This window comes from Pelagibacterium limicola (assembly GCF_015694405.1).
Classification (GTDB): Bacteria; Pseudomonadota; Alphaproteobacteria; order Rhizobiales; family Devosiaceae; genus Pelagibacterium; species Pelagibacterium limicola.
The window spans coordinates 212126-231315 of record NZ_JADQDB010000006.1 but is presented as its reverse complement, the minus strand read 5'-3'; the positions used below and the strand labels follow the sequence as shown (position 1 = coordinate 231315).

Annotated in this window: 25 protein-coding genes; 10 read left to right on the top strand and 15 right to left on the bottom strand. The window is 61.2% G+C overall.

From position 1 onward, the window contains the following. Window positions 1-39: 39 nt before the first annotated feature. Window positions 40-1041: an adenosine kinase gene (locus tag I2G20_RS13950; RefSeq protein ID WP_196260334.1), complete on the top strand. Its 1002-nt coding sequence runs from the start codon at window positions 40-42 to the stop codon at window positions 1039-1041. Window positions 1042-1141: 100 nt separating this feature from the next. Here the strand turns inward: I2G20_RS13950 and coaA are convergent, their stop codons facing one another. Genes coaA through hisB form a run of 8 tightly spaced genes read right to left on the bottom strand, consistent with a single transcriptional unit; the run spans window position 1142 to window position 5894 of the window. After that, the gene (gene coaA, locus I2G20_RS13945; protein ID WP_196260333.1) at window positions 1142-2089 is read right to left on the bottom strand and encodes a type I pantothenate kinase; all 948 of its coding nucleotides are present in this window, start codon (window positions 2087-2089) and stop codon (window positions 1142-1144) included. 11 nt (window positions 2090-2100) lie between these two features. After that, window positions 2101-2421: a phosphoribosyl-ATP diphosphatase gene (locus I2G20_RS13940; RefSeq protein WP_196260332.1), complete on the bottom strand. Its 321-nt coding sequence runs from the start codon at window positions 2419-2421 to the stop codon at window positions 2101-2103. Window positions 2422-2430: 9 nt separating this feature from the next. Beyond that, a complete protein-coding gene (gene hisF, locus I2G20_RS13935) occupies window positions 2431-3204 on the bottom strand; it encodes an imidazole glycerol phosphate synthase subunit HisF (RefSeq protein ID WP_196260331.1) in 774 nt (257 codons plus the stop codon). Next, entirely contained in the window at window positions 3201-3536 is a 336-nt protein-coding gene (locus tag I2G20_RS13930; RefSeq protein ID WP_196260330.1) for a hypothetical protein, read from the bottom strand. Before I2G20_RS13930 ends, hisF begins: the two co-directional genes overlap by 4 nt. After that, window positions 3533-4267 carry a 1-(5-phosphoribosyl)-5-[(5-phosphoribosylamino)methylideneamino]imidazole-4-carboxamide isomerase gene (gene hisA / locus I2G20_RS13925; RefSeq protein ID WP_196260329.1) on the bottom strand — a complete coding sequence of 245 codons (735 nt, stop codon included), beginning with the start codon at window positions 4265-4267 and terminating at the stop codon, window positions 3533-3535. The genes I2G20_RS13930 and hisA overlap by 4 nt, the downstream gene beginning before the upstream one ends. Then, the gene (gene hisH / locus I2G20_RS13920) at window positions 4264-4944 is read right to left on the bottom strand and encodes an imidazole glycerol phosphate synthase subunit HisH (RefSeq protein ID WP_196260328.1); all 681 of its coding nucleotides are present in this window, start codon (window positions 4942-4944) and stop codon (window positions 4264-4266) included. Before hisH ends, hisA begins: the two co-directional genes overlap by 4 nt. Beyond that, window positions 4911-5279 (bottom strand): DUF2628 domain-containing protein, encoded by a 369-nt coding sequence (locus tag I2G20_RS13915; RefSeq protein WP_196260327.1) that lies wholly within the window; start codon window positions 5277-5279, stop codon window positions 4911-4913. Before I2G20_RS13915 ends, hisH begins: the two co-directional genes overlap by 34 nt. A gap of 27 nt (window positions 5280-5306) precedes the next feature. Then, the gene (gene hisB, locus I2G20_RS13910) at window positions 5307-5894 is read right to left on the bottom strand and encodes an imidazoleglycerol-phosphate dehydratase HisB (protein WP_196260326.1); all 588 of its coding nucleotides are present in this window, start codon (window positions 5892-5894) and stop codon (window positions 5307-5309) included. Between the two features lie 229 nt (window positions 5895-6123). Between hisB and hslV the strand changes: the two genes are divergently transcribed. The 3 genes from hslV (at window position 6124) to hslU (ending at window position 8474) form a co-directional block, all read left to right on the top strand. Then, window positions 6124-6648, top strand: coding sequence for an ATP-dependent protease subunit HslV (gene hslV, locus I2G20_RS13905; RefSeq protein WP_196260325.1), 525 nt, complete (start codon window positions 6124-6126; stop codon window positions 6646-6648). Window positions 6649-6875: 227 nt separating this feature from the next. Further along, complete coding sequence (locus tag I2G20_RS13900) at window positions 6876-7160, top strand: GNAT family N-acetyltransferase (RefSeq protein WP_343070348.1); 285 nt, start codon at window positions 6876-6878, stop codon at window positions 7158-7160. Next, window positions 7161-8474, top strand: a complete 1314-nt coding sequence (gene hslU, locus I2G20_RS13895; RefSeq protein WP_196260323.1) for an ATP-dependent protease ATPase subunit HslU — start codon at window positions 7161-7163, stop codon at window positions 8472-8474. On the opposite strand, the gene I2G20_RS13890 is transcribed toward hslU, so the two are convergent. From I2G20_RS13890 to I2G20_RS13880, 3 genes are all read right to left on the bottom strand, one after another. Beyond that, window positions 8471-8839, bottom strand: a complete 369-nt coding sequence (locus I2G20_RS13890) for a helix-turn-helix domain-containing protein (RefSeq protein ID WP_196260322.1) — start codon at window positions 8837-8839, stop codon at window positions 8471-8473. The genes hslU and I2G20_RS13890 overlap by 4 nt on opposite strands. Then, a complete protein-coding gene (locus I2G20_RS17300) occupies window positions 8836-9402 on the bottom strand; it encodes a Smr/MutS family protein (protein WP_196260321.1) in 567 nt (188 codons plus the stop codon). The genes I2G20_RS13890 and I2G20_RS17300 overlap by 4 nt, the downstream gene beginning before the upstream one ends. Window positions 9403-9473: 71 nt before the next feature. Beyond that, window positions 9474-10193, bottom strand: coding sequence for a Tim44/TimA family putative adaptor protein (locus tag I2G20_RS13880; protein ID WP_196260320.1), 720 nt, complete (start codon window positions 10191-10193; stop codon window positions 9474-9476). Window positions 10194-10409: 216 nt separating this feature from the next. On the opposite strand from I2G20_RS13880, the gene I2G20_RS13875 reads away from it, so the two are divergent. Then, on the top strand, window positions 10410-10838 hold the full coding sequence (locus I2G20_RS13875) for an FxsA family protein (RefSeq protein WP_196260319.1): 429 nt from the start codon (window positions 10410-10412) through the stop codon (window positions 10836-10838). 134 nt (window positions 10839-10972) lie between these two features. Beyond that, on the top strand, window positions 10973-11506 hold the full coding sequence (gene secB, locus I2G20_RS13870; protein ID WP_196260318.1) for a protein-export chaperone SecB: 534 nt from the start codon (window positions 10973-10975) through the stop codon (window positions 11504-11506). Between the two features lie 57 nt (window positions 11507-11563). On the opposite strand, the gene dnaQ is transcribed toward secB, so the two are convergent. The 4 genes from dnaQ to I2G20_RS13850 are packed head-to-tail and all read right to left on the bottom strand — an operon-like array spanning window position 11564 to window position 14303. Then, the gene (dnaQ, locus tag I2G20_RS13865) at window positions 11564-12253 is read right to left on the bottom strand and encodes a DNA polymerase III subunit epsilon (RefSeq protein WP_196260438.1); all 690 of its coding nucleotides are present in this window, start codon (window positions 12251-12253) and stop codon (window positions 11564-11566) included. An 18-nt stretch (window positions 12254-12271) separates the two neighbouring features. Next, window positions 12272-12871 (bottom strand): dephospho-CoA kinase, encoded by a 600-nt coding sequence (gene coaE / locus I2G20_RS13860; RefSeq protein WP_343070346.1) that lies wholly within the window; start codon window positions 12869-12871, stop codon window positions 12272-12274. Next, window positions 12868-13698, bottom strand: a complete 831-nt coding sequence (locus I2G20_RS13855) for a shikimate dehydrogenase (protein ID WP_196260317.1) — start codon at window positions 13696-13698, stop codon at window positions 12868-12870. The genes coaE and I2G20_RS13855 overlap by 4 nt, the downstream gene beginning before the upstream one ends. Continuing rightward, window positions 13695-14303 (bottom strand): Maf family protein, encoded by a 609-nt coding sequence (locus I2G20_RS13850; protein WP_196260316.1) that lies wholly within the window; start codon window positions 14301-14303, stop codon window positions 13695-13697. The genes I2G20_RS13855 and I2G20_RS13850 overlap by 4 nt, the downstream gene beginning before the upstream one ends. Window positions 14304-14770: 467 nt before the next feature. Here I2G20_RS13850 and hemE point away from each other — a divergent pair, with 467 nt between their 5' ends. The 4 genes from hemE (at window position 14771) to mnmE (ending at window position 19082) form a co-directional block, all read left to right on the top strand. Continuing rightward, the gene (gene hemE, locus I2G20_RS13845; RefSeq protein WP_196260315.1) at window positions 14771-15808 is read left to right on the top strand and encodes a uroporphyrinogen decarboxylase; all 1038 of its coding nucleotides are present in this window, start codon (window positions 14771-14773) and stop codon (window positions 15806-15808) included. Then, window positions 15805-16239: a protoporphyrinogen oxidase HemJ gene (gene hemJ / locus I2G20_RS13840; RefSeq protein ID WP_196260314.1), complete on the top strand. Its 435-nt coding sequence runs from the start codon at window positions 15805-15807 to the stop codon at window positions 16237-16239. The genes hemE and hemJ overlap by 4 nt, the downstream gene beginning before the upstream one ends. A 174-nt stretch (window positions 16240-16413) precedes the next feature. Beyond that, entirely contained in the window at window positions 16414-17679 is a 1266-nt protein-coding gene (rho, locus tag I2G20_RS13835; protein ID WP_196260313.1) for a transcription termination factor Rho, read from the top strand. Window positions 17680-17762: 83 nt separating this feature from the next. After that, window positions 17763-19082 carry a tRNA uridine-5-carboxymethylaminomethyl(34) synthesis GTPase MnmE gene (mnmE, locus tag I2G20_RS13830; protein WP_196260312.1) on the top strand — a complete coding sequence of 440 codons (1320 nt, stop codon included), beginning with the start codon at window positions 17763-17765 and terminating at the stop codon, window positions 19080-19082. The last annotated feature ends 108 nt before the right edge of the window (window positions 19083-19190 follow it).

Sequence of the window (19190 nt, the reverse complement as noted above, 5' to 3'; positions counted from 1 at the left end):
GGCTTAAGCGAAGAGCAAACTGGCAAATCCGGAGTGCCGATGTCCACGAGGTTCGACGTTCTGACCATCGGCAACGCGATTGTCGACGTGATCGCTCCCGTTACCGACGCCTTCATCGCGGAAGAAGGCATGACCAAGTCGATCATGCATCTGATCGAAGCCGAACGCTCGGCCGATCTTTATGCGCGCATGCCTGCAGCAAAAAAGATGATTCCGGGGGGGTCGGCAGCCAATACCGCGGCGGGCGTTGCCGCGCTTGGCGGGCGGGCTGCGTTTGTGGGCAAGGTGGCCGATGACGAACTGGGCGCGGTTTTCCGCGCCGATTTCGACGACAACGGCATCCATTTTGCTACGCCGGATTTGCGGGACGGTGCCGCAACGGCACGCTCGATGATCCTCGTCACGCCCGATGGCGAGCGCACCATGAACACCTATCTCGGCGCCAGCCAGCAGCTCATGGAAGCCGACATCGTCGAGGAGACCATCGGTGGTGCGGCGGTCACCTATATGGAGGGGTATCTCTGGGATCCCCCCGAAGCCAAAAAAGCCTTCATCAAGGCGGCCCATTTCGCGCACAAGAACGAACGCGCCGCGGCGATCACGCTATCGGACCCGTTCTGCGTCAATCGCTACCGTGTCGAGTTTCTCGATCTCATCCGCTCAAAGACGATGGATTACGTCTTTGCCAATATCGAGGAAGCCAAGGCGCTTTACCAGACCGACAACATCAACACGGCCGTACGCGAACTCGCCAAGGACGCCGAGGTCGCGGCCGTGACGATGGGTTCGCGCGGGGCGATGGCGATTGCTGAGGGCGAGATCGTTTCGGTGCCCGCGTTTCCCGTGCCCGAGGTGGTGGACGTCACCGGCGCGGGCGATCTCTTCGCCGCCGGGTTCCTTCTTGCCAATGCACGCGGGCAATCGATGGAAGAAGCGCTGCGGCTGGGTTGCCTTGCGGCCTCGGAAGTCATCTCCCATATCGGCGCGCGGCCGGTGGCGGACTTGAAGGTCCTCGCGCGGGGCGAGGGGATCGCGGTCTAGGGCGTTTTCCATTCCGATCGAAATCGGAATGGGAGCTCCGGGTTGGTATTTGCCGCGTTTTCAAACCGCATAAGTGGTATCCACTGTCGCCGAAAACGCTCTAGATCTTCCTCAGCACCACTTCGTGGATTGCATGGTCGGCGCCTTTTTTCAGAACGAGGTGGGCGCGGCTGCGTGTGGGCAGGATATTTTCTCTCAGATTGGGCAGGTTGATGTTCTGCCAGATCGTCTGCGCGGTCGCCACCGCCGCTGGTTCGGAGAGTTCGGCAAAACGGGTAAAGAAGCTCTTGGGGTCGCGGAAGGCAGTTTCGCGCAGCTTCATGAACCGCTCGACATACCAGGTTTCAAGCACATCCTCGTCGGCATCGATATAAATCGAGAAATCGATGAAATCGGAAGCAAAGACGATGGGGGTGCCGGATTTCGGCAGGTCGCCGGGCTGGAGAATGTTGAGCCCCTCGACGATCAGGATGTCGGGATTGTCGACCACCACTTTTTCGCCGGGCACGACGTCATAGACGAGGTGCGAATAGACGGGGGCAGAGACCTTGGGCTGACCCGACTTGATGGCCGCAAGAAAGTTGACGAAGGCTGCGCGGTCGTAGCTTTCGGGAAATCCCTTGCGCTCCATCAGCCCGCGTTCGGTCAGTACCTTGTTGGGGTAAAGAAACCCGTCGGTCGTGACGAGATCGACGCGCGGGGAGGACGGCCAGCGGCGCAAAAGCGCGCGCAGGATACGCGCCGTCGTCGACTTGCCCACCGCCACCGATCCGGCGACACCGATAATGAAAGGCACCTTGGCGCCATTATGCCCCAGGAATCGCGTTGAGACCGCGTGGAGGCCCTGCACGGCCTCGACGTAAAAGGTCAGCAGCCGCGTCAGAGGCAGATAGACGATTTCAGCTTCAGCGAGCGAGATCGGATCGTTGAGCGCGCGCAGATGATCGATATCGCTGGCGTCGAGCGTCATCGGCTCGTCGGCCCTCAGCCGCGCCCATTCGGCCAGCGTGAAGGTGATATAGGGTGCGTATTTGAGCTTATGGGGCATCGGGGTCCGGCTCAGGCTCCATCCCGCGCGGCCTTTTCGGCCAGCCCGCTCATCGCCGTGCGCCGGTCGAGCTCGGCACTGACATGCGAGAGGCTGATACCCTTGGCGCGCAGGAGCACGAGGAGGTGGTAAAGGAGGTCGGCGCTTTCCTTGACGAGTTCGGTAGGGTCCTCGGAAAGCGCGGCGATCACGGTTTCAACCGCCTCCTCTCCGAGCTTCTGGGCGCATTTTTCGACGCCCCCGGCAATGAGCTTTGCCGTATAGGAGTCCTCGGGCGAGGCCTTGGCCCGCTCGGCCAGCCGGGCGTCGAGCGCCTCAATGGTAAAACGCATAGTCCCCCCTCAGGCGGCCCGGTCGAGGCGCATCGGAATGCCCGCCTCTGCCATATGGGCTTTGGCCGCCTCTATCGTATAGGTGCCGAAGTGAAAGATCGAGGCGGCGAGAACCGCCGTCGCATGCCCATCGCGGATGCCCTCGACCAGATGATCGAGCGTCCCGACCCCGCCCGAGGCGATGACGGGTACGTCCACCGCGTCGGCGATGGTGCGTGTCAAGCCGATGTCGAAACCCGATTTCGTGCCGTCTCGGTCCATCGAGGTGACGAGCAGCTCGCCCGCGCCGCGTTCGGCGGCACGGACGGCGAATTCGACCGCATTGATCCCCGTGGGATTGCGCCCGCCATGGGTGAAGATTTCCCAGCTTCCCGACCCGCCGCGCTTGGCGTCGACCGAAACGACGATGCACTGATTCCCGAACTTGTCGGCGGCGCGCGCCACGAAATCGGGGTCGGCAACGGCAGCGGAATTGATCGAGACCTTGTCGGCTCCAGAGAGCAGGAGCTTGCGGATGTCCTCGACCGACCGCACGCCACCGCCCACTGTCACGGGCATGAAGCAGTGCTCGGCGGTCCGTGCAACGACATCGAAAATCGTCTCGCGCCCCTCATGGGAGGCGGCGATATCGAGGAAACACAATTCGTCGGCGCCGGCGGCATCGTAGGCGATGGCCGCCTCGACCGGATCGCCGGCATCGCGCAAATCGACGAAGTTTACGCCCTTGACGACGCGGCCGTCCTTGACGTCGAGGCAGGGGATGATGCGGGCTTTCAATGTCATGGTCTGAGTCCGGATCGGAAGCGCCTGCGGTGGTGGTACACCAGATGTGCCAGAAGGCCAACCAGCCATATGGCCAGCCCGGTCGCCCCGAGCGGCAAAGTCGCCAGCGCGAACCAGCCGAGCACGAACATGACCGCCAGAAGGCTTCCCAGATCGCGACCCATGACGACACAGGGGTAGGACCCTGCCTCATCGAGCCGGCAGCCATTGGTCTCGGCGATGATGGAAGCAATGATGACGGAAATCACGGGCAGCAGGGGGACAAGGACGATGACGGCAACGATCACGAGATGCAGTTTCCAGGGAAACCGAACCGGCCGCGAAGCGGTCATTTTCCGGAGGCTTTCAGGACGGCGAGTGCTTCACGTGAATCAATGCGCCCGTCGTAAAGCGCGCGCCCCGATATGGCGCCTTCGAGAATTTGCGCATCGGGCTCGGTCATCCGCCTGATGTCGTCCATCGAGGCAAGACCGCCCGAGGCGATGACGGGGATGGAAGTGGCATTGGCCAGGTCGAGCGTCGAGGCCCAGTTGATTCCGGCGAGCACGCCATCGCGGTCGATATCGGTATAGATGATCGCGGCAACGCCAGCGCCCTCGAAGCGCTTTGCCAATTCGATAGCGGTCAGTTCGGATGTCTCGGCCCATCCCTCGACGGCGACCTTGCCGGCGCGCGCATCGATCCCCACCGCGACCCGGCCGGGGAACGCCTTGCAGGCGGCCTTGACCAGTTCGGGATCGCGCACGGCGACGGTGCCGAGGATGACGCGGGCTAATCCCTTTTCAAGCCAGCTTTCGATATGGGCAAGGGTACGGATTCCGCCGCCGAGCTGGACGGGGAATTCGACGGCGTTGAGAATTGCCTCGACCGCCTTTCCGTTGACGCTCTCACCCGCAAACGCGCCGTTGAGATCGACGACGTGGAGATATTTAAACCCCTGCTCCTCGAAGCTTTTGGCCTGCGCTGCCGGATCATCGTTAAACACCGTCGCCTGGTCCATGTCGCCAAGCCTGAGGCGCACGCACTGGCCGTCTTTGAGATCGATGGCGGGAAAGAGAATCATGGTTTCCACCTCAAAAAATTGCCGATGAGCGCAAGACCGAGTGCCTGGCTCTTTTCGGGGTGGAACTGGGTGCCGAAGACATTGCCGCGTCCGACCGCCGCGGTGATCGGCCCACCATAATCGGCGGTCGCGACACGGTCGGCGTTATCGTCGAGCGCGAAATGATAGGAATGGACGAAATAGGCATGAAGGCCATCGGGCCCCGTTTCGACCCCGTCGAACAGGATATGGGGCCGATCAAGCACGAGCGTATTCCAGCCCATATGCGGGATCTTGAGTGTCGGGTCCGCTGGCGTGATTTTTTCGACGGCGCCGGGAATCCAGCCGAGCCCCTCGGTTTCGATCTTCTCACGGCCGACGCTCGCCAGAAGCTGCATCCCCACGCAAATGCCGAAAAAGGGCCGCGCGGATTTTATCACCGCCTCTTCGAGCACCTCGATCATGCCCGGCACGGCCTCGAGCCCCGCCATGCAATCGGCGAAGGCACCGACGCCGGGGAGAACGATGCGGTCTGCGCGGGCGACCAGACCGGCATCGGCGGTGACGACGATTTCAGCCCCGGTCGCTTCTGCAGCGCGGGCAAAGGCTTTTTCCGCCGAACGCAGATTGCCCGCGCCGTAATCGATAATGGCGACGGTTTCGCTCACCTGGCCGCTCCATAAACCCTTTCGAGCCATGCCCGCTCGGCCGTTTCACGGTCCGACGCGGCCAGATCGCCATGCGCAAGCCAACCGGCCCGCATCAAGGTGCGGTTGATGATTCCGGGGGCTGCAAAACCGCTCCAGAGCGCAAAGAGGCCGTAAAGCGTGGCAGCTGCCTCAACCCCGATCTGGGCATGCGCAATGGCAAGGATGGCAACAACGAGAAGCCAGAGCGCAAGGAACGCCCAGGCATGCTTTGCCAGCGCCCAGAAGGGGGTGAACAGGAAGGCCGACCAGACGAAGCGCTCGGGCACCGCCTCGATGGCCTCCGGCCCTTCTTCGGGCCGCGAATGGATTGCGAAAATGCTCATAACCGGAAATCCCGTAGGGGGATGATATTACAGCGCGCCCTTAGTCGAAGGGATTTCCCCGCTCATGCGCGGATCGATCTCGACGGCCTGCCTCAGCGCCCTTGCCAGTGCCTTGAACAGGCTCTCGGCAATATGGTGGTTGTTATCGCCATAGACCAGCTCGGCATGAAGCGTGATACCGGCATTGGCCGCAAAAGCCTGGAAAAACTCGCGGACCAGTTCGGTATCGAAATCGCCGATCTTGGGACTGGTGAACGCCACGCGCCAGACGAGAAAGGCGCGGCCGGAAAGATCGAGCGCAACCGAGGATTTGGTGCCGTCCATCACGAGGTCGCACGACCCGTAACGCACGATGCCCTTTTTCTCGGCCAACGCCTCGCGGAACGCCATGCCCAGCGCAATGCCCACGTCTTCCACCGTGTGGTGATCGTCGATATGAAGATCTCCCTTGGCAGTTATGGTCATATCCACCAGGGAGTGGCGCGCGAGCTGGTCGAGCATGTGGTCGAAAAACCCGACCCCGGTCTCGATCGTGCGCTTGCCCGTGCCGTCGAGATCGACGGTGATGGAAATGGCGGTTTCGTTGGTCTTGCGCTCAAGGCTTGCCTTGCGCATGGGCCCGGCCCTCCAGAAATGGCTCGCGGACGCTGTAACAGGTCATGGCCCGGGCGAAAAGCCCCGGCGCGCACCCGGCGATTTGCATTTATGCCGTGCGATCCTAAATAAAGGGCCAACGGCGCGCTGATCTCAAGGCGCTGCATATTTGATTTGTCGCGTTTTCGAACCGGAAAGGTGGTACCCATTTTTCCCGAAAACGCTCCGGAAAATGGAAGGCTAATCCCCGATGACGACAATCGTATCGGTTCGCAAGGGCAATTCGGTCGTGGTGGCCGGTGACGGACAGGTTTCGCTGGGCCAGACGGTCATGAAGCATTCGGCCAAAAAGGTGCGGCGGCTGGCTGGGGGTTCGGTGATTGCCGGATTTGCCGGGGCGACTGCCGACGCTTTCACGCTTTCCGAGCGGCTCGAAGCCAAGCTCGAGCAATATCCCGGACAGCTGATGCGGGCCTGTGTCGAACTGGCCAAGGACTGGCGGACCGACCGCTATCTGCGCCGGCTCGAAGCCATGATGATCGTCGTCGACAAGTCCGATACGCTGATCCTCACCGGCACGGGCGACGTGCTTTCGCCCGAAGACGGTATCGCAGCGATCGGGTCGGGCGGCAACTACGCCCTGGCGGCAGCGCGCGCGCTGGCCGAAACGGACAAGAGCGCCGAGGAGACTGCGCGGAAGGCGATGAAGATAGCCGCCGATATCTGCGTTTATACCAATGCCGACGTAACCATCGAAACGCTTGAGACCTCGTAGATGGCGTTCGCCGTACGCCGGCTCACTGCAGACGATGCCGAAGCCTATCGTGCCTTGCGGCTCTTTGCGCTTGCCGACGCGCCGCATGCTTTCGGCGAGGCGACGGAGGAAGCGCAGGCGCGACCGGCGTCCGAATGGGTCAGTCTCCTCGCCGGATCGCGGGCCTTTTTCGGCGTTTTTGACGGCGATAGACTGGTCGGCAGCGCCAATTTTTCCCCCGAGACTGGATCAAAGTCCAGCATCGCGGCTGGCTTTTGGGGGGTTATGTCCGCCCCGAGGCGCGCGGGCGTGGTGCTTCCGATCTTCTCATCGGCGCGGCCCTCGCCCATGCCAGGAGCGCCGGGGTTCTGCAGGTGCACTTGGGTGTGGGGGTCGAGAATATTCCCGCCCAGCAGCTTTACGGGCGGTTCGGATTCACCACCTATGGCACGCAGCCGCGGGCCTTGCTGGTGGATGGCAAATTTATCGATGAGCACCATATGATGTGCTTTCTGGACAAAGAAGGCCGTTAGATGAGTGAAAACAGTTTCTCCCCCCGCGAGATCGTTTCCGAGCTCGACCGCTATATCGTCGGGCAGTCCGATGCCAAGCGCGCCGTCGCCATTGCGTTGCGCAACCGCTGGCGCCGCCAGCAGCTCCCCGAGGACATGCGCCGCGAGGTCAGCCCCAAGAACATCCTGATGATCGGGCCGACGGGCGTGGGCAAGACCGAGATTTCGCGAAGGCTGGCCCGGCTCGCCCAGGCGCCGTTCGTCAAGGTTGAGGCGACGAAGTTCACCGAGGTGGGCTATGTGGGGCGCGATGTCGAGCAGATGATCCGCGATCTCGTCGAGGACGGGCTGGTGCTGATCAAGGAGAAAAAGCGCGCCGAGGTAAAGGCCAAGGCCCATCTCAATGCCGAGGAGCGGGTCATCGACGCGTTGGTCGGCCAGTCGGCGACGCCGTCGACCCGGGAGGCCTTCCGCAAGAAGCTGCGTGCCAACGAACTCGACGACAAGGACATCGAGATCGAGGTCACCTCGCCCCAGCAGGGTTTTCCGATGTTCGACATTCCCGGCATGCCGGGCGGCGGCGGAGGGATGATCAATATTTCCGACATGCTGGGCAAGGCGTTTGGGGCCAAGGGCACCAAGCGCACGGTCAAGGTCCGCGACAGCTACGCCATTCTCATCGACCAGGAGGCAGACAAGCTGCTCGACCAGGACAAGCTGGTCGCCGAAGCCATCGAGCTGGTGGAAAACCACGGCATCGTCTTTCTCGACGAGATCGACAAGGTGGCCGCGCGCGAAGGCGGGGTGACGGGGGGGCCGTCACGCGAAGGCGTGCAGCGCGATCTCCTGCCGCTTATCGAGGGGACGACGGTCGCGACCAAATACGGCCCGGTCAAGACCGATCATGTCCTTTTCATCGCCTCGGGGGCCTTCCATGTCTCCAAACCCTCGGACCTTCTGCCCGAACTGCAGGGCCGCCTGCCAATCCGGGTGGAACTGCGGGCGCTGACGCGCGAGGATTTCGTGCGCATTCTTTCGGACACGGAATATTCGCTGATCCGGCAATACGTCGCGCTGATGGGCACAGAGGAGGTAACGCTCGAATTTACCCCCGACGCCATCGAGGCGATTGCCGACGTCGCGGTCTCAGTCAACGGGTCGGTGGAAAATATCGGTGCGCGGCGGCTCCAGACCGTCATGGAAAAGCTTGTCGAAGACATCTCGTTCACCGCCACCGACAAGGCGGGCACGACACTGACCATCACCGGCGACGTCGTGCGCGAGACAGTGGGCAAGATGGCCGGTGACGCCGATCTTTCGCGCTACGTGCTTTAGGTTCTTCTGACCGCGCGGCGAACGATATCGTCGCGCAGCGCCTTGAGATCGGCCGGCGTAAGCCTGCCGATTTCGCGGGCCAGCACGTTGGCGAGCTCGGTCGCCTCCGGGGCCATGCCGGATGTGTCTATGGCCGGCTTGGGATCGGAAATCTCGGCGAGGCGCTGGATTTCCTCGGCCTCGTCCCAGATGACGTTAAAGTAAGCGATAATGCGCTGGACGAGGAACCAGGTCGGCTTGCCCCGGCGTCCATGCTCGAGGGCGGAAAGGTAGGCGCTCGAGACATTGAGCGCCTTGGCCATGTCCTTGAGCGCGATGCCGCGCTCGTCGCGCAGCCGTCGCAGCTTGGCGCCCAATGGCGTCATCGCTCCCTCCCGCGTTTCAAACGCACATAAAGAGCGCCGCCGCCGCCGTGGGACTGGTGGGCCGTCTCGATCCCCGCGACAAGGGGACCAAGCTTGGGCGTGCCCAGCCACAAGGGCACCATTTCGCGCAGCACGCCCTTCTGTTCGAGCTGGAGATAGCCCGTCTTCTTGATGCCCTTGCCGGTGATGACCAGCAACGTGCGGTCGCCGCGCGCAGCACGCGAAAGCACGAAGGCTTCGAGCGCAACCTGCGCCTTGTCCTGGGTCATCCCATGCAGATCGAGCGTTGCATCGATGGGCTCGCGCCCACGGACGACACGGCGCTTGAGATTGGGTTCTATCGATTTCTGCGCGGGAGCAACTTTCGAGGCCGCGATCAGCGGGGCCTTGGAAGGCATAGGGACGGCGGCAAATCGAGGGGCCTGCGGCGCCTCGCTTTTGCTCTCCCGTTCTGCAGGGTGTTCGAGCGCCTCGAGCAGGGTGGACTTGGGATCGGCGCTCTTGCGGTTCGACAATGGATCGACGGTGCGGCCCACCGCGGTCCACAGATGCCAATCGCGCACGGCCCGGGACCTCTTGCTTTTTCCGGGTCCGGGTGGTCTGCGGGCCATGGAGCGAAAAACCCCGGCCGGACCTATTCGAGGTCGTTGGTCGCGACGAGCTTCCAATTGGGATCGCGCGAGCGGGTGTTGCGCATGAACGTCCACTCGTCGGCGATGGCAACAACCTGGCCGGGGGCGCCTTCGATGACGTCGCCAGCGGCGTCGCGGGTGATCGACACGACTTCGGCATCGATCCTCAGGGTCACGATCGCATTGCGCTTGTCGAGTTCAACCTCGGTGAATTCGATATTGGAAAGCCCGACAAAGGTGAATTCGACAGTATGCCCCGCCGATTCGCGTTCGGAAATGGCGGCCTCGAAACTGTCGTAGACCTCCTTGTCGAGCAGCATTTTGAGCGTCTTGCGATCGCCCGAAGCGTACGCGGTAACGATCATCTCGTAAGCCGCCTTGGCGCCCTCGATGAAACTCTTGGGGGTGAAATTGGCGTCGGCGTCGGCAACCGCGGCGAGCCCGCGGGCGAGTTCGGGCTTGCCGACCGAATATTTCTCGATTTCAGCCTCAAGCTTGCGCTGGGCACGCTCGGCATCGGCGTCGATCGTCTGCGTCTTTCGCGTCGGGAGCGGCACAACGGTGTCGTCATTATCGGGCCGGGAGCGCGAAATGCTTTCGTAGCGCTGTGAGGGCGGGCGCTCATTGCCCGTACGCGTGCCCAGAACCGAGCGCAGGCGCAAAAGCACCACGACGGCGACGACGATGACGATGACGGTGGGGAAATCGAGAAAATCGCCCATGGTCTCTTTCTTTAACTCCCATACGGGTCCGATCCCGGCCCATGACTTTTAAAACGCCGCCCGGCGATCCGGTTCCTGCCGGGTCGAGCAAAGACCATGGATGGGTCGCAACGAAGGTCTGGTTGACCTATATATAAGCAATCGGGCCGTGCAAACCACCTTCGCACGCCGATAGCCGTACAAGCATACGCGATCAACCTTCGAAAAGGGAGCCAAATGCGCCGCATCATCCTCGTTTCGATCCTGCTTGTGCCGTTTCTCGAAATCGCCGGCTTCATCTGGGTCGGCGGACAGATCGGCATATTGGCAACCCTTGGCGCCATCATTGCCACCGCGGCAGCGGGTCTTCTCATCGTGCGCTGGCAGGGCATGGGGCTCATCATCGATTCCCGCGCGATGATGGCGCGCGGGGAAATCCCGGCCCGGAATTTCGCGGGCGGCATGATGCTGGCCATTGCCGGCGTGCTGCTTCTGGTGCCCGGCTTTATTACGGATGCCGTGGGTTTCGTGCTGCTCATCCCGGCCGTCCGCGACGCCATTTATTCGGCTCTGAGCCGTAACATGGTGGTCGTTACTACCTATCGGCCGTCCAACCCCGGACCGGGCATCAAATCGATTGACCTCGATTCCGATTCCTTCCGCTGAACGTCCGGCGCGAAGGGCCAATCCGCCTCGCCTTGTGAAGCCTGGCCAAAAGTGCTAGCCAGACGGCCAACATGGCCGCGCCGGGCTCAAAGGGCATGGTGGGGCATTACACCGGAACCCCGAGAAGGACAGATATGGCTGAGGACACCCCCAACCCGGAAACACCGGCAATCGATTCCGGCGCCGTCGATCCCGCACAGGCTCCCTCCTTTGGAATCATCGGCCAGTATATACGCGACTTGAGCTTTGAGAGCCCCAACGCCCCCGCCTCGCTCCTGCCGGGCGCCCAGCAGCCCACCTCGAACGTCAATATCAACGTCCAGGTCAAAAAGCAGGCCGACGACACCTATGCGGTGGAATTGGGCCTCAATGTCAAGACCGAGCGCCAGGGCAGCGTCATCTACGCGCTCGAGCTCGTCTATGGCGGGCTTTTCCGGGTCAAGAACATCCCGGAAAACCAGCTCAGCGCGCTTTTGATGGTCGAAGGCCCGCGGCTGATCTTCCCGTTCGCGCGCCAGGTGCTCGCCTCGACGATCCAGCAGGGCGGCTTCCCGCCCCTCATGCTCGAGCCGGTTGATTTCCTTGCGCTGTTCCGCCGGAACCTTGCGGCAGCCGCCGAAAAGCAGAAGCAGGCGGCCCAGGACGGCGCACCGACCACGGTCAACTGACCTTTCGTCCCTTTGAGGGAAAAGACTAGAACCCCGGCCCCGGCCGGAGTTTTTCTTTCAGCTTTCGTATTGCGCCCAGAGGGCTTTTTCGCCCATTTCGGCTATAAAGGCGCGGTGCGCCTCGACTTCCGCCGCCGAGCCGCGTGGCGGCAAAGGCGCGGGACGCTGGCGGGCAGGCATGCGGCCGCCAGCCTCATGCCGTGCGGACAAGACTTCGGCAGAAAGCGCCAACGCCACCTGCCGGCCGCCGATCAACTCGAGATAAACCTCGGCGAGAATTTCGGAATCGAGCAGCGCTCCGTGCAGCGTGCGGCGGGAATTATCGATCCCGTAATGCTTGCAGAGGGCGTCAAGGCTAACCCGCGCGCCAGGATGGATCTTGCGCGCCAGCATCACCGTATCGATCACCGGATTGACCAGCCGCGGCCGCCCACACCATTCGAGTTCGGCGTTCAAAAACCCCATGTCGAAGGGCGCGTTGTGAATGATGAGGGGCGAATCGGCAATGAAATCGAGAAATCCCGGTGCGATTTCGGCAAAGCGGGGCTTGTCGCGCAGGAATTCGTCGGAAAGCCCGTGCACGCGAAAGGCCTCCTCGGGCATATCGCGCTCGGGATTGATGTAGACATGGTGGTTCTGCCCAGTGGGCACGTGATTGACGAGTTCGACGCAGCCGATTTCGACCAGCCTGTCGCCGCCCTGCGGAGAAAGGCCGGTGGTCTCGGTATCGAGGACGATCTCGCGCAGCATTGTGGTACCCTAGCCTTATTCGCCATTTCCGGCGCGCAGCGACGCAATGGCCGCTTTTGTCCTTGCAACCGTTTCTTCCATCGTCCCCGAGGTGTCGATGACGACATCGGCGCGTTTTCTTTTCTCGTCCTGATCGAGCTGTCGGGAAAGCAGAAAGGCGAACTTTTCCCCCGTCATTCCCGGCCGGGCAAGGGCGCGAACGCGTTGAATCTCCGGATCGCAAGCGGTGACGATCACCTTGTCGAGCCCGTAAAGCGCCCCGGTTTCAAAAAGAAGCGGAACCTCGACCACCGCCATATCGGCGCCCGCTGCCTCGGCAGCATCGAAAAACGCCATCGCCATTTCCCGCACCAGCGGGTGGATCAGAGATTCAAGTTCGCCAAGGCGTTCGGGTTGATCGGCCAGGACCGCGGCCAGCGCGGCGCGGTCGACGACACCTCCAGCCGTCGTGCCGGGAAACGCCGTTTCGATCAGAGGAGCCGCCTCGCCCGCGTAAAGAGCATGCACGGCTTCGTCTGCCGAATGGGTGGGAATGCCCAGATCGGCAACAGCGTTGAGAACGGTAGTTTTTCCGGTCGCCATGGATCCGGTCAACCCTACGCGCAGCATCCTCATTGTCCCATCGCCTGAAGAACGCGCTCCCGCAATGCAGGCGTGACGGCGGGGGTCACCCCGAACCAGGCCGCAAAACCGGGCACTGCCTGATGGAGCAGCATGCCCAGCCCGTCGACAACCCGCAAGCCAAGCGTTGCTGCATCGGCAAGGAGCGGGGTGACAAGGGGGGTATAAACGATGTCGTTGACCACCGCCCCGGCGGGCAACACCGCAAGGTCGAGACCTTCAAAGCGTGAGCCGCCCATGCCAACCGAACTGGTGTTGACAACCAGCCCGGCGTCAGGCGCCAGCGCGGAAAAATCGGCGAGCCGCGCCGGCACGATGCTCGACCCGAAATGGTCGGCAAGGTTGCGCGCACGCGCAAGACCGCGATTGAGGACGAGAACCCGGGGGATGTTTCGCGCCCGCAGGGCCGCGAGAATCGCGCGAGCCGCGCCCCCTGCCCCAAGAACGATCGCGGTTTTTAGCCCGGCGTCCCACCCCGGCGCATTGGCATCGAGATTGGCGAGGAAACCGAGATAGTCGGTATTCGATCCGAGGATTTTCCCGCCCCTCATTTCGAGGGTGTTGACGGCGCCGATGTCTTTAGCGAGCGGATCGACCGCGTCACAATGTCCCAATAAGGCTTCCTTGTGCGGGATGGTGGCATTGCCTCCCGCAAATTCTCCCTCGCGCAGGCGGTCGATGAATTCGGGCAAGGCTTCGGGGGCGATGTCGATGGCTTCGTAGGTGCCGTCGATCCCGTAATCGCGAAGCCAGCTGCCGTGGATCAGCGGCGATTTGGAGTGGCCGATTGGGTGGCCGATGACGAAGGCTTTTCTGGTCATTGGGGCATCGCAGGCAAGAAGAGTTCGGGTGCAATCTGGCGCAGGCCGGAGAGCAGGGGCAAGAGAGGCAGGCCCAGGACCGTGAAATAATCACCCCTCACGCTTTGGAAAAGCCGCACCGACGGGCCTTCGAGCCGATATCCACCGACCGAGGACAATATTGCCTCTCCCTCGAGGTCGAGTATGGCATCGAGTTCGGCATCCGATATTTCACGCATGGACAACTCGACGCTGTCGACCGTCGACCACAGGATTTCTCCGTTTTTTGCCAGCGCTGCAGCCGCGTGCAGTTGATGGGTCTTTCCGGCCAGGGAGAGCAGTTGCCGTTTTGCCGTTTCACGTGAATCGGGCTTGTGGATGTCCAGCGCGCCGCAGGAGAGCGTCTGGTCGGCGCCGATAACAATCGCATCGAGCCGGGCGGAGCTGACGGCGAGGGCCTTGGCTTTGGCAAGCGCTAGCGCGATCTGCGCCTTGGTTGCGCCTTCTCTCGTTAACCCGTGCTCGATTGCACGCTCGTCGATGGGCGCCGTGATGACCGAAAATGGCATACCCACAGCTTCGAGCAGGGTTTTGCGCGTTGGGCTATTGGACGCCAGGATCAGCATGGAAAGGCCTTGTCGCGGGATTCTCGCGACGGTTTTTCCACATCGGTGCCCACAAGGAAAGCGATAGGACGGCAATCGCATCCCTAGGGCGGAAATATCCCCATCAAGCCAGATTTGGTTAACAGATGGTTAAGCTGTGGGCCGGAATCAGGGCTGGTGACAATAGCGGGGAAAACGCATCGGGTGATGCCGGCATTGAGGTTAACGAAATGTTAAAGGAATTCACAGGCCCAAAGGTTAACAAAACCTTAAAGAACGGTTGTTTGGCGCGTTTTTCGTCGTAGGTCGGCCGGCCATATCCCCAGAGGTGAGCGGGGCACCATGCCGCAGCAGCCGTCTCAAGCCCTCCGGTTGTGGGCTTGGCGCAATTGGTGCAAAACACAGACAAGAAGAAGAAACAGACTCTTTTAGAGAGTCTTTCTAAGGACGATCACCGCCAGCCCGGTGCATTGCCCGCAAGGGAGCAAATGACCAGCCCAGACCCAACCGGAAAACCATTGCTCGATACCGCCCGCGGCATCCGCCAGGCCAGGCCGCCCGTCTGGATCATGCGCCAGGCCGGGCGATATCTCCCCGAGTACAGGCAGGTCCGAGAAAAGGCCGGAAGCTTTCTCGATCTTTGCTATGCGCCAGAACTCGCAACGGAGGTAACACTGCAACCCCTGCGGCGCTTCGATCTGGACGCAGCAATCCTTTTTTCCGATATCCTCGTCATTCCCGATGCGCTGGGCCAATCGGTTCGCTTTGAAACGGGAGAAGGGCCGGTGCTCGAACCGATAACCACGGATACGCTCGGGCGGCTCGACCCGGATATGGCAATGGCAAATCTCGCCCCGGTCTTTGAAACGCTTGGACGAATCAAGTCCGCGCTCGCGCCCGAAAAAACGCTTATCGGTTTCTGCGGGGCCCCTTGGACAGTGGCGACTTATATGATCGGGGGCAGGGGCTCGTCCGATCAAGCGGCAGCACGGCTTTTCGCGCTACAATATCCCGATGCTTTCGCTCGGTTGATGACGCTCCTCGTCGATGTCTCTGCCGATTATCTCATCGCTCAGCTCTCGGCGGGCGCCGATATGGTGCAGATATTTGAAAGCTGGGCCCTCAATCTCGATGAACTGGCTTTTGAAACCTATGTGCTCGCCCCCAACAAGGCTCTGGTCGAGAAGGTGCGGGCCGCGGTACCCGATGCGGTGATCACCGGATTTCCGCGCGGTGCGGCCGGCCTGATCGGCCGTTACGCAAGGGAGACGGGGGTTAACGTTATCGGTCTCGATTACGCCACCCCGCTTGCTTTTGCCGACAGCGTATTGCCGGCGCAGTTTGCGGTTCAAGGCAATCTCGATCCGCTGCGGCTTGTTGCCGGGGGTCCGCAGATGGAGGCGCGCGCCCAAGAGATCGTCGAGGCCTTTTCCAATCGCCCGCATATTTTCAATCTCGGACACGGCATCGTGCCGCAGACGCCTATCGAAAACGTCGCCCGCCTCATTGAGATCGTAAAACAATGAACTGGTACGCCATCACGCTTTCGGCGCATGTCATCTCGGTCATTGCCTGGATGGCCGGGTCGCTCTATTTGCCGCGGCTTTTCGTCTATCACGCCGATGCCGCGCCGGGGTCCGAAATGTCCGAGACCTTCAAGGTCATGGAGCGGCGGCTTCTTAAAGGCATAACCACTCCGGCAATGATCGCAAGCTGGATCTTCGGGCTCACGCTGGCCTTTTACTTCGGGGTGGTCGACTTTTCGCAGGGCTGGATGTGGCTCAAGGCGGTTTTCGTCATCGCGCTTTCGGGGTTCCACGGCGTCCTTACCCGCCACCAGAAGGCTTTTGCCGCGGACAGGAATACGAATTCGGCGCGCTATTTCCGGGCCATCAACGAGATTCCGACGGTGCTGATGATCGTCATTGTGGTGGCCGTGATCGTCAAGCCGTTTTGACCGGACGCGATATGGATCGTGGGCCGTTGGCATTTAAGATGGTTATGCTTGCAATCGCCCCCGTGAATGGTTTATGGAGTCGCCAACTCACGCATTCGTTGTGACCTCAAGCGGCGAACACCCGCGCCTTTTCCCCTTAATCTCTTGTCCTCTTAATCCCTCCAAAGGCTGATCATGGAATTCATGAAGCTCAGGGACCTCAAGGCCAAATCTCCGGCCGAATTGCAGTCCTTTGCCGAAGAGCTCGAAATCGAAAACGCCAATACCCTGCGCAAGCAGGAATTGATGTTTGCGATCCTCAAACAAATGGCGACCCGGGACGTCGAAATCATCGGCGAAGGCGTGGTCGAAGTACTTCCCGACGGGTTCGGGTTTCTGCGATCTCCCGACGTCAATTATCTCCCCGGGCCCGACGATATTTACGTCAGCCCATCCCAGATCCGACGGTTTGGTTTAAGAACAGGCGATACGGTCGAGGGACAGATCCGGTCCCCCAAGGAAGGCGAGCGCTATTTTGCGCTTTTAAAGGTCAATACGATCAATTTCGAGGACCCCGAAAAGGTCCGTCACAAGATCAACTTCGACAATCTGACGCCGCTTTATCCCGATGAGCGGCTGCGCATGGAGATCGGCGATCCCACGGTCAAGGATCGCTCGGCCCGGGTTATCGACCTGGTTGCCCCACTCGGCAAGGGCCAGCGCGCACTGATTGTTGCGCCTCCACGTACCGGTAAAACCGTATTGTTGCAAAATATCGCACAATCGATCGCAACCAATCACCCCGAATGTTACCTCATCGTGCTTCTGATCGACGAGCGCCCCGAGGAAGTCACCGACATGCAGCGCTCGGTCAAGGGAGAGGTTATTTCTTCGACCTTCGATGAGCCCGCTTCGCGCCACGTCCAGGTCGCAGAAATGGTCATTGAGAAGGCCAAGCGTCTTGTCGAACACAAGCGGGACGTGGTGATCCTCCTCGATTCGATCACGCGCCTCGGCCGTGCCTACAACACCGTCGTGCCCTCTTCGGGCAAGGTGCTGACGGGCGGTGTCGATGCCAATGCACTCCAACGTCCCAAGCGCTTCTTTGGCGCTGCGCGCAATATCGAGGATGGCGGCTCGCTTACAATCATCTCCACGGCGCTGATCGACACCGGCAGCCGCATGGACGAAGTGATCTTCGAAGAATTCAAGGGCACGGGCAATTCTGAAATTGTCCTCGACCGCAAGGTTTCGGACAAGCGCGTCTTCCCGGCCATTGACGTCACCAAGTCCGGCACCCGTAAGGAAGAGCTGCTGGTTGAGCCCGATATCCTGCGCAAGATGTATGTGCTTCGGCGTATCCTCAACCCCATGGGCACCATCGATGCGATGGAATTCCTGCTCGATAAGCTCCGGCAGACCAAGTCGAACTCCGAATTCTTCGATTCGATGAACACCTGACCGGCCGCACTGTGGCCTTGCAGGTGTGCGGCTCCGCGACTATTTGAGCCGCTGAGCCTATAGAAACGGATGACGGGCCGGACGTGACCGGACAATCGAAGACCATTGTTGCGCTGTCGTCCGGCAGCTTGCCTTCCGGCGTCGCGGTGATACGTCTTTCAGGTTCCGCAGCCCTGGATGCGGTGCGCGAACTGTGCGGTGGTCTGCCGCCGCCCCGGCGCCTCTCTCTAGTTTCGCTCATCGATCCGCAAACCGGCGTTTTTCTCGACAGAGGAATGGTCGCGGTCTTTCCGGCGCCCAATTCCTTTACAGGCGAGGACTGCGCGGAGTTGCAGGTGCACGGCTCGCCCGCCGGGATCAAGGCCATCCTTGCGACGCTATGCGGAATGCCGGGAATTTCGCTTGCCGGTCCGGGAGATTTTGCCCGACGCGCCTTCGAAAACGGCAAGCTCGATCTGACGGCCATCGAAGGCCTGGGTGACCTGCTTGCCGCGGAAACGGAACACCAGCGCCGGCAGGCGCTTGCGCGCCTTGAAGGCGAGCTGTCAACCCTCGTGGTCACGTGGCGCAACGAGCTCCTTGCCGCACGCGCCGAAATCGAAGCCCATCTCGACTTTTCCGACGAGGATGACGTCCCCTTTGCCCTACCAGCGCATTTCTCGGACGGACTAGCCGCGCTCGCCGCAAGCATGGAGGAAGCGTTTTCAGGTTTCGAGCGTGGCCGCATTGTCCGTGAAGGTTTTAGCGTCGTGCTCGCTGGTGCGCCCAATGCCGGAAAATCAAGCCTTCTCAATGCTTTGGCAGGGTCCGACCTGGCCATCGTCACGGCCGAAGCCGGTACGACACGCGATACCAAGGATGTTGCCATCGATCTCGGTGGCTCCCTAGTGATCCTCACGGACACCGCCGGCCTGCGCGAAACTGGTAGCCTTGCCGAAGCCGAAGGCATTCGCAGGGCGCGAACGGCGATGACTTCCGCCGATCTCGTTTTGTGGCTGATTGCCCCCGATGCGGATGCCGGCATCCCCTCAGAGGTGAAAGGCGATACCCCGGTTTGGACTATCGCTACAAAATCAGATCTCGGCCCGACCAGAACTTCCGTCGATTTTGCAATCTCGACCAATACCGGCGAGGGTATTGGCGACTTGCTAAACCGGCTGCAAAGCCATATGGAAGACCGCTTCGGTGCAGGTGAACCCGTTCTCATCAGCCATATGCGCGATCGCATGGCGATCGAAGCGGCAGTCGACGACGTAAAAGGGGCATTGGCGCATTTCGCACATGCCGAGATCTGCGCCGAAGATTTGCGCCGAGCGTCCGACAGGCTCGCTGGCCTGATCGGCCTGATCGACAGCGAGGCAGTACTGGACCGGTTATTTGCCGGATTCTGTATCGGCAAATGATTCACGTGGAACGCGCTTTAGCTCTGCAGGAGTATCGGCGATTCACGTGAAACACGATTGAATTATGCGTGGCGCGATTCACGTGAAACATCAAAGCGCGCTTTGCGG

Excerpts from the sequence above, each read along its gene's own strand:
- hslV (WP_196260325.1), top strand. The coding sequence starts at position 6,124 with ATGACGACAATCGTATCGGTTCGCAAGGGCAATTCGGTCGTGGTGGCC.
- I2G20_RS13850 (WP_196260316.1), bottom strand. The coding sequence starts at position 14,303 with ATGCTGATCCTGGCGTCCAATAGCCCAACGCGCAAAACCCTGCTCGAA.
- I2G20_RS13890 (WP_196260322.1), bottom strand. The coding sequence starts at position 8,839 with ATGACGCCATTGGGCGCCAAGCTGCGACGGCTGCGCGACGAGCGCGGC.
- secB (WP_196260318.1), top strand. The coding sequence starts at position 10,973 with ATGGCTGAGGACACCCCCAACCCGGAAACACCGGCAATCGATTCCGGC.
- I2G20_RS13930 (WP_196260330.1), bottom strand. The coding sequence starts at position 3,536 with ATGACCGCTTCGCGGCCGGTTCGGTTTCCCTGGAAACTGCATCTCGTG.
- coaA (WP_196260333.1), bottom strand. The coding sequence starts at position 2,089 with ATGCCCCATAAGCTCAAATACGCACCCTATATCACCTTCACGCTGGCC.
- I2G20_RS13915 (WP_196260327.1), bottom strand. The coding sequence starts at position 5,279 with ATGAGCATTTTCGCAATCCATTCGCGGCCCGAAGAAGGGCCGGAGGCC.
- I2G20_RS13940 (WP_196260332.1), bottom strand. The coding sequence starts at position 2,421 with ATGCGTTTTACCATTGAGGCGCTCGACGCCCGGCTGGCCGAGCGGGCC.
- hisF (WP_196260331.1), bottom strand. The coding sequence starts at position 3,204 with ATGACATTGAAAGCCCGCATCATCCCCTGCCTCGACGTCAAGGACGGC.
- hemE (WP_196260315.1), top strand. The coding sequence starts at position 14,771 with ATGACCAGCCCAGACCCAACCGGAAAACCATTGCTCGATACCGCCCGC.
- rho (WP_196260313.1), top strand. The coding sequence starts at position 16,414 with ATGGAATTCATGAAGCTCAGGGACCTCAAGGCCAAATCTCCGGCCGAA.
- hisB (WP_196260326.1), bottom strand. The coding sequence starts at position 5,894 with ATGCGCAAGGCAAGCCTTGAGCGCAAGACCAACGAAACCGCCATTTCC.
- hisA (WP_196260329.1), bottom strand. The coding sequence starts at position 4,267 with ATGATTCTCTTTCCCGCCATCGATCTCAAAGACGGCCAGTGCGTGCGC.
- hemJ (WP_196260314.1), top strand. The coding sequence starts at position 15,805 with ATGAACTGGTACGCCATCACGCTTTCGGCGCATGTCATCTCGGTCATT.
- I2G20_RS13880 (WP_196260320.1), bottom strand. The coding sequence starts at position 10,193 with ATGGGCGATTTTCTCGATTTCCCCACCGTCATCGTCATCGTCGTCGCC.
- I2G20_RS13950 (WP_196260334.1), top strand. The coding sequence starts at position 40 with ATGTCCACGAGGTTCGACGTTCTGACCATCGGCAACGCGATTGTCGAC.
- hisH (WP_196260328.1), bottom strand. The coding sequence starts at position 4,944 with ATGGCTCGAAAGGGTTTATGGAGCGGCCAGGTGAGCGAAACCGTCGCC.
- I2G20_RS13855 (WP_196260317.1), bottom strand. The coding sequence starts at position 13,698 with ATGACCAGAAAAGCCTTCGTCATCGGCCACCCAATCGGCCACTCCAAA.
- hslU (WP_196260323.1), top strand. The coding sequence starts at position 7,161 with ATGAGTGAAAACAGTTTCTCCCCCCGCGAGATCGTTTCCGAGCTCGAC.
- I2G20_RS13875 (WP_196260319.1), top strand. The coding sequence starts at position 10,410 with ATGCGCCGCATCATCCTCGTTTCGATCCTGCTTGTGCCGTTTCTCGAA.
- coaE (WP_343070346.1), bottom strand. The coding sequence starts at position 12,871 with ATGAGGATGCTGCGCGTAGGGTTGACCGGATCCATGGCGACCGGAAAA.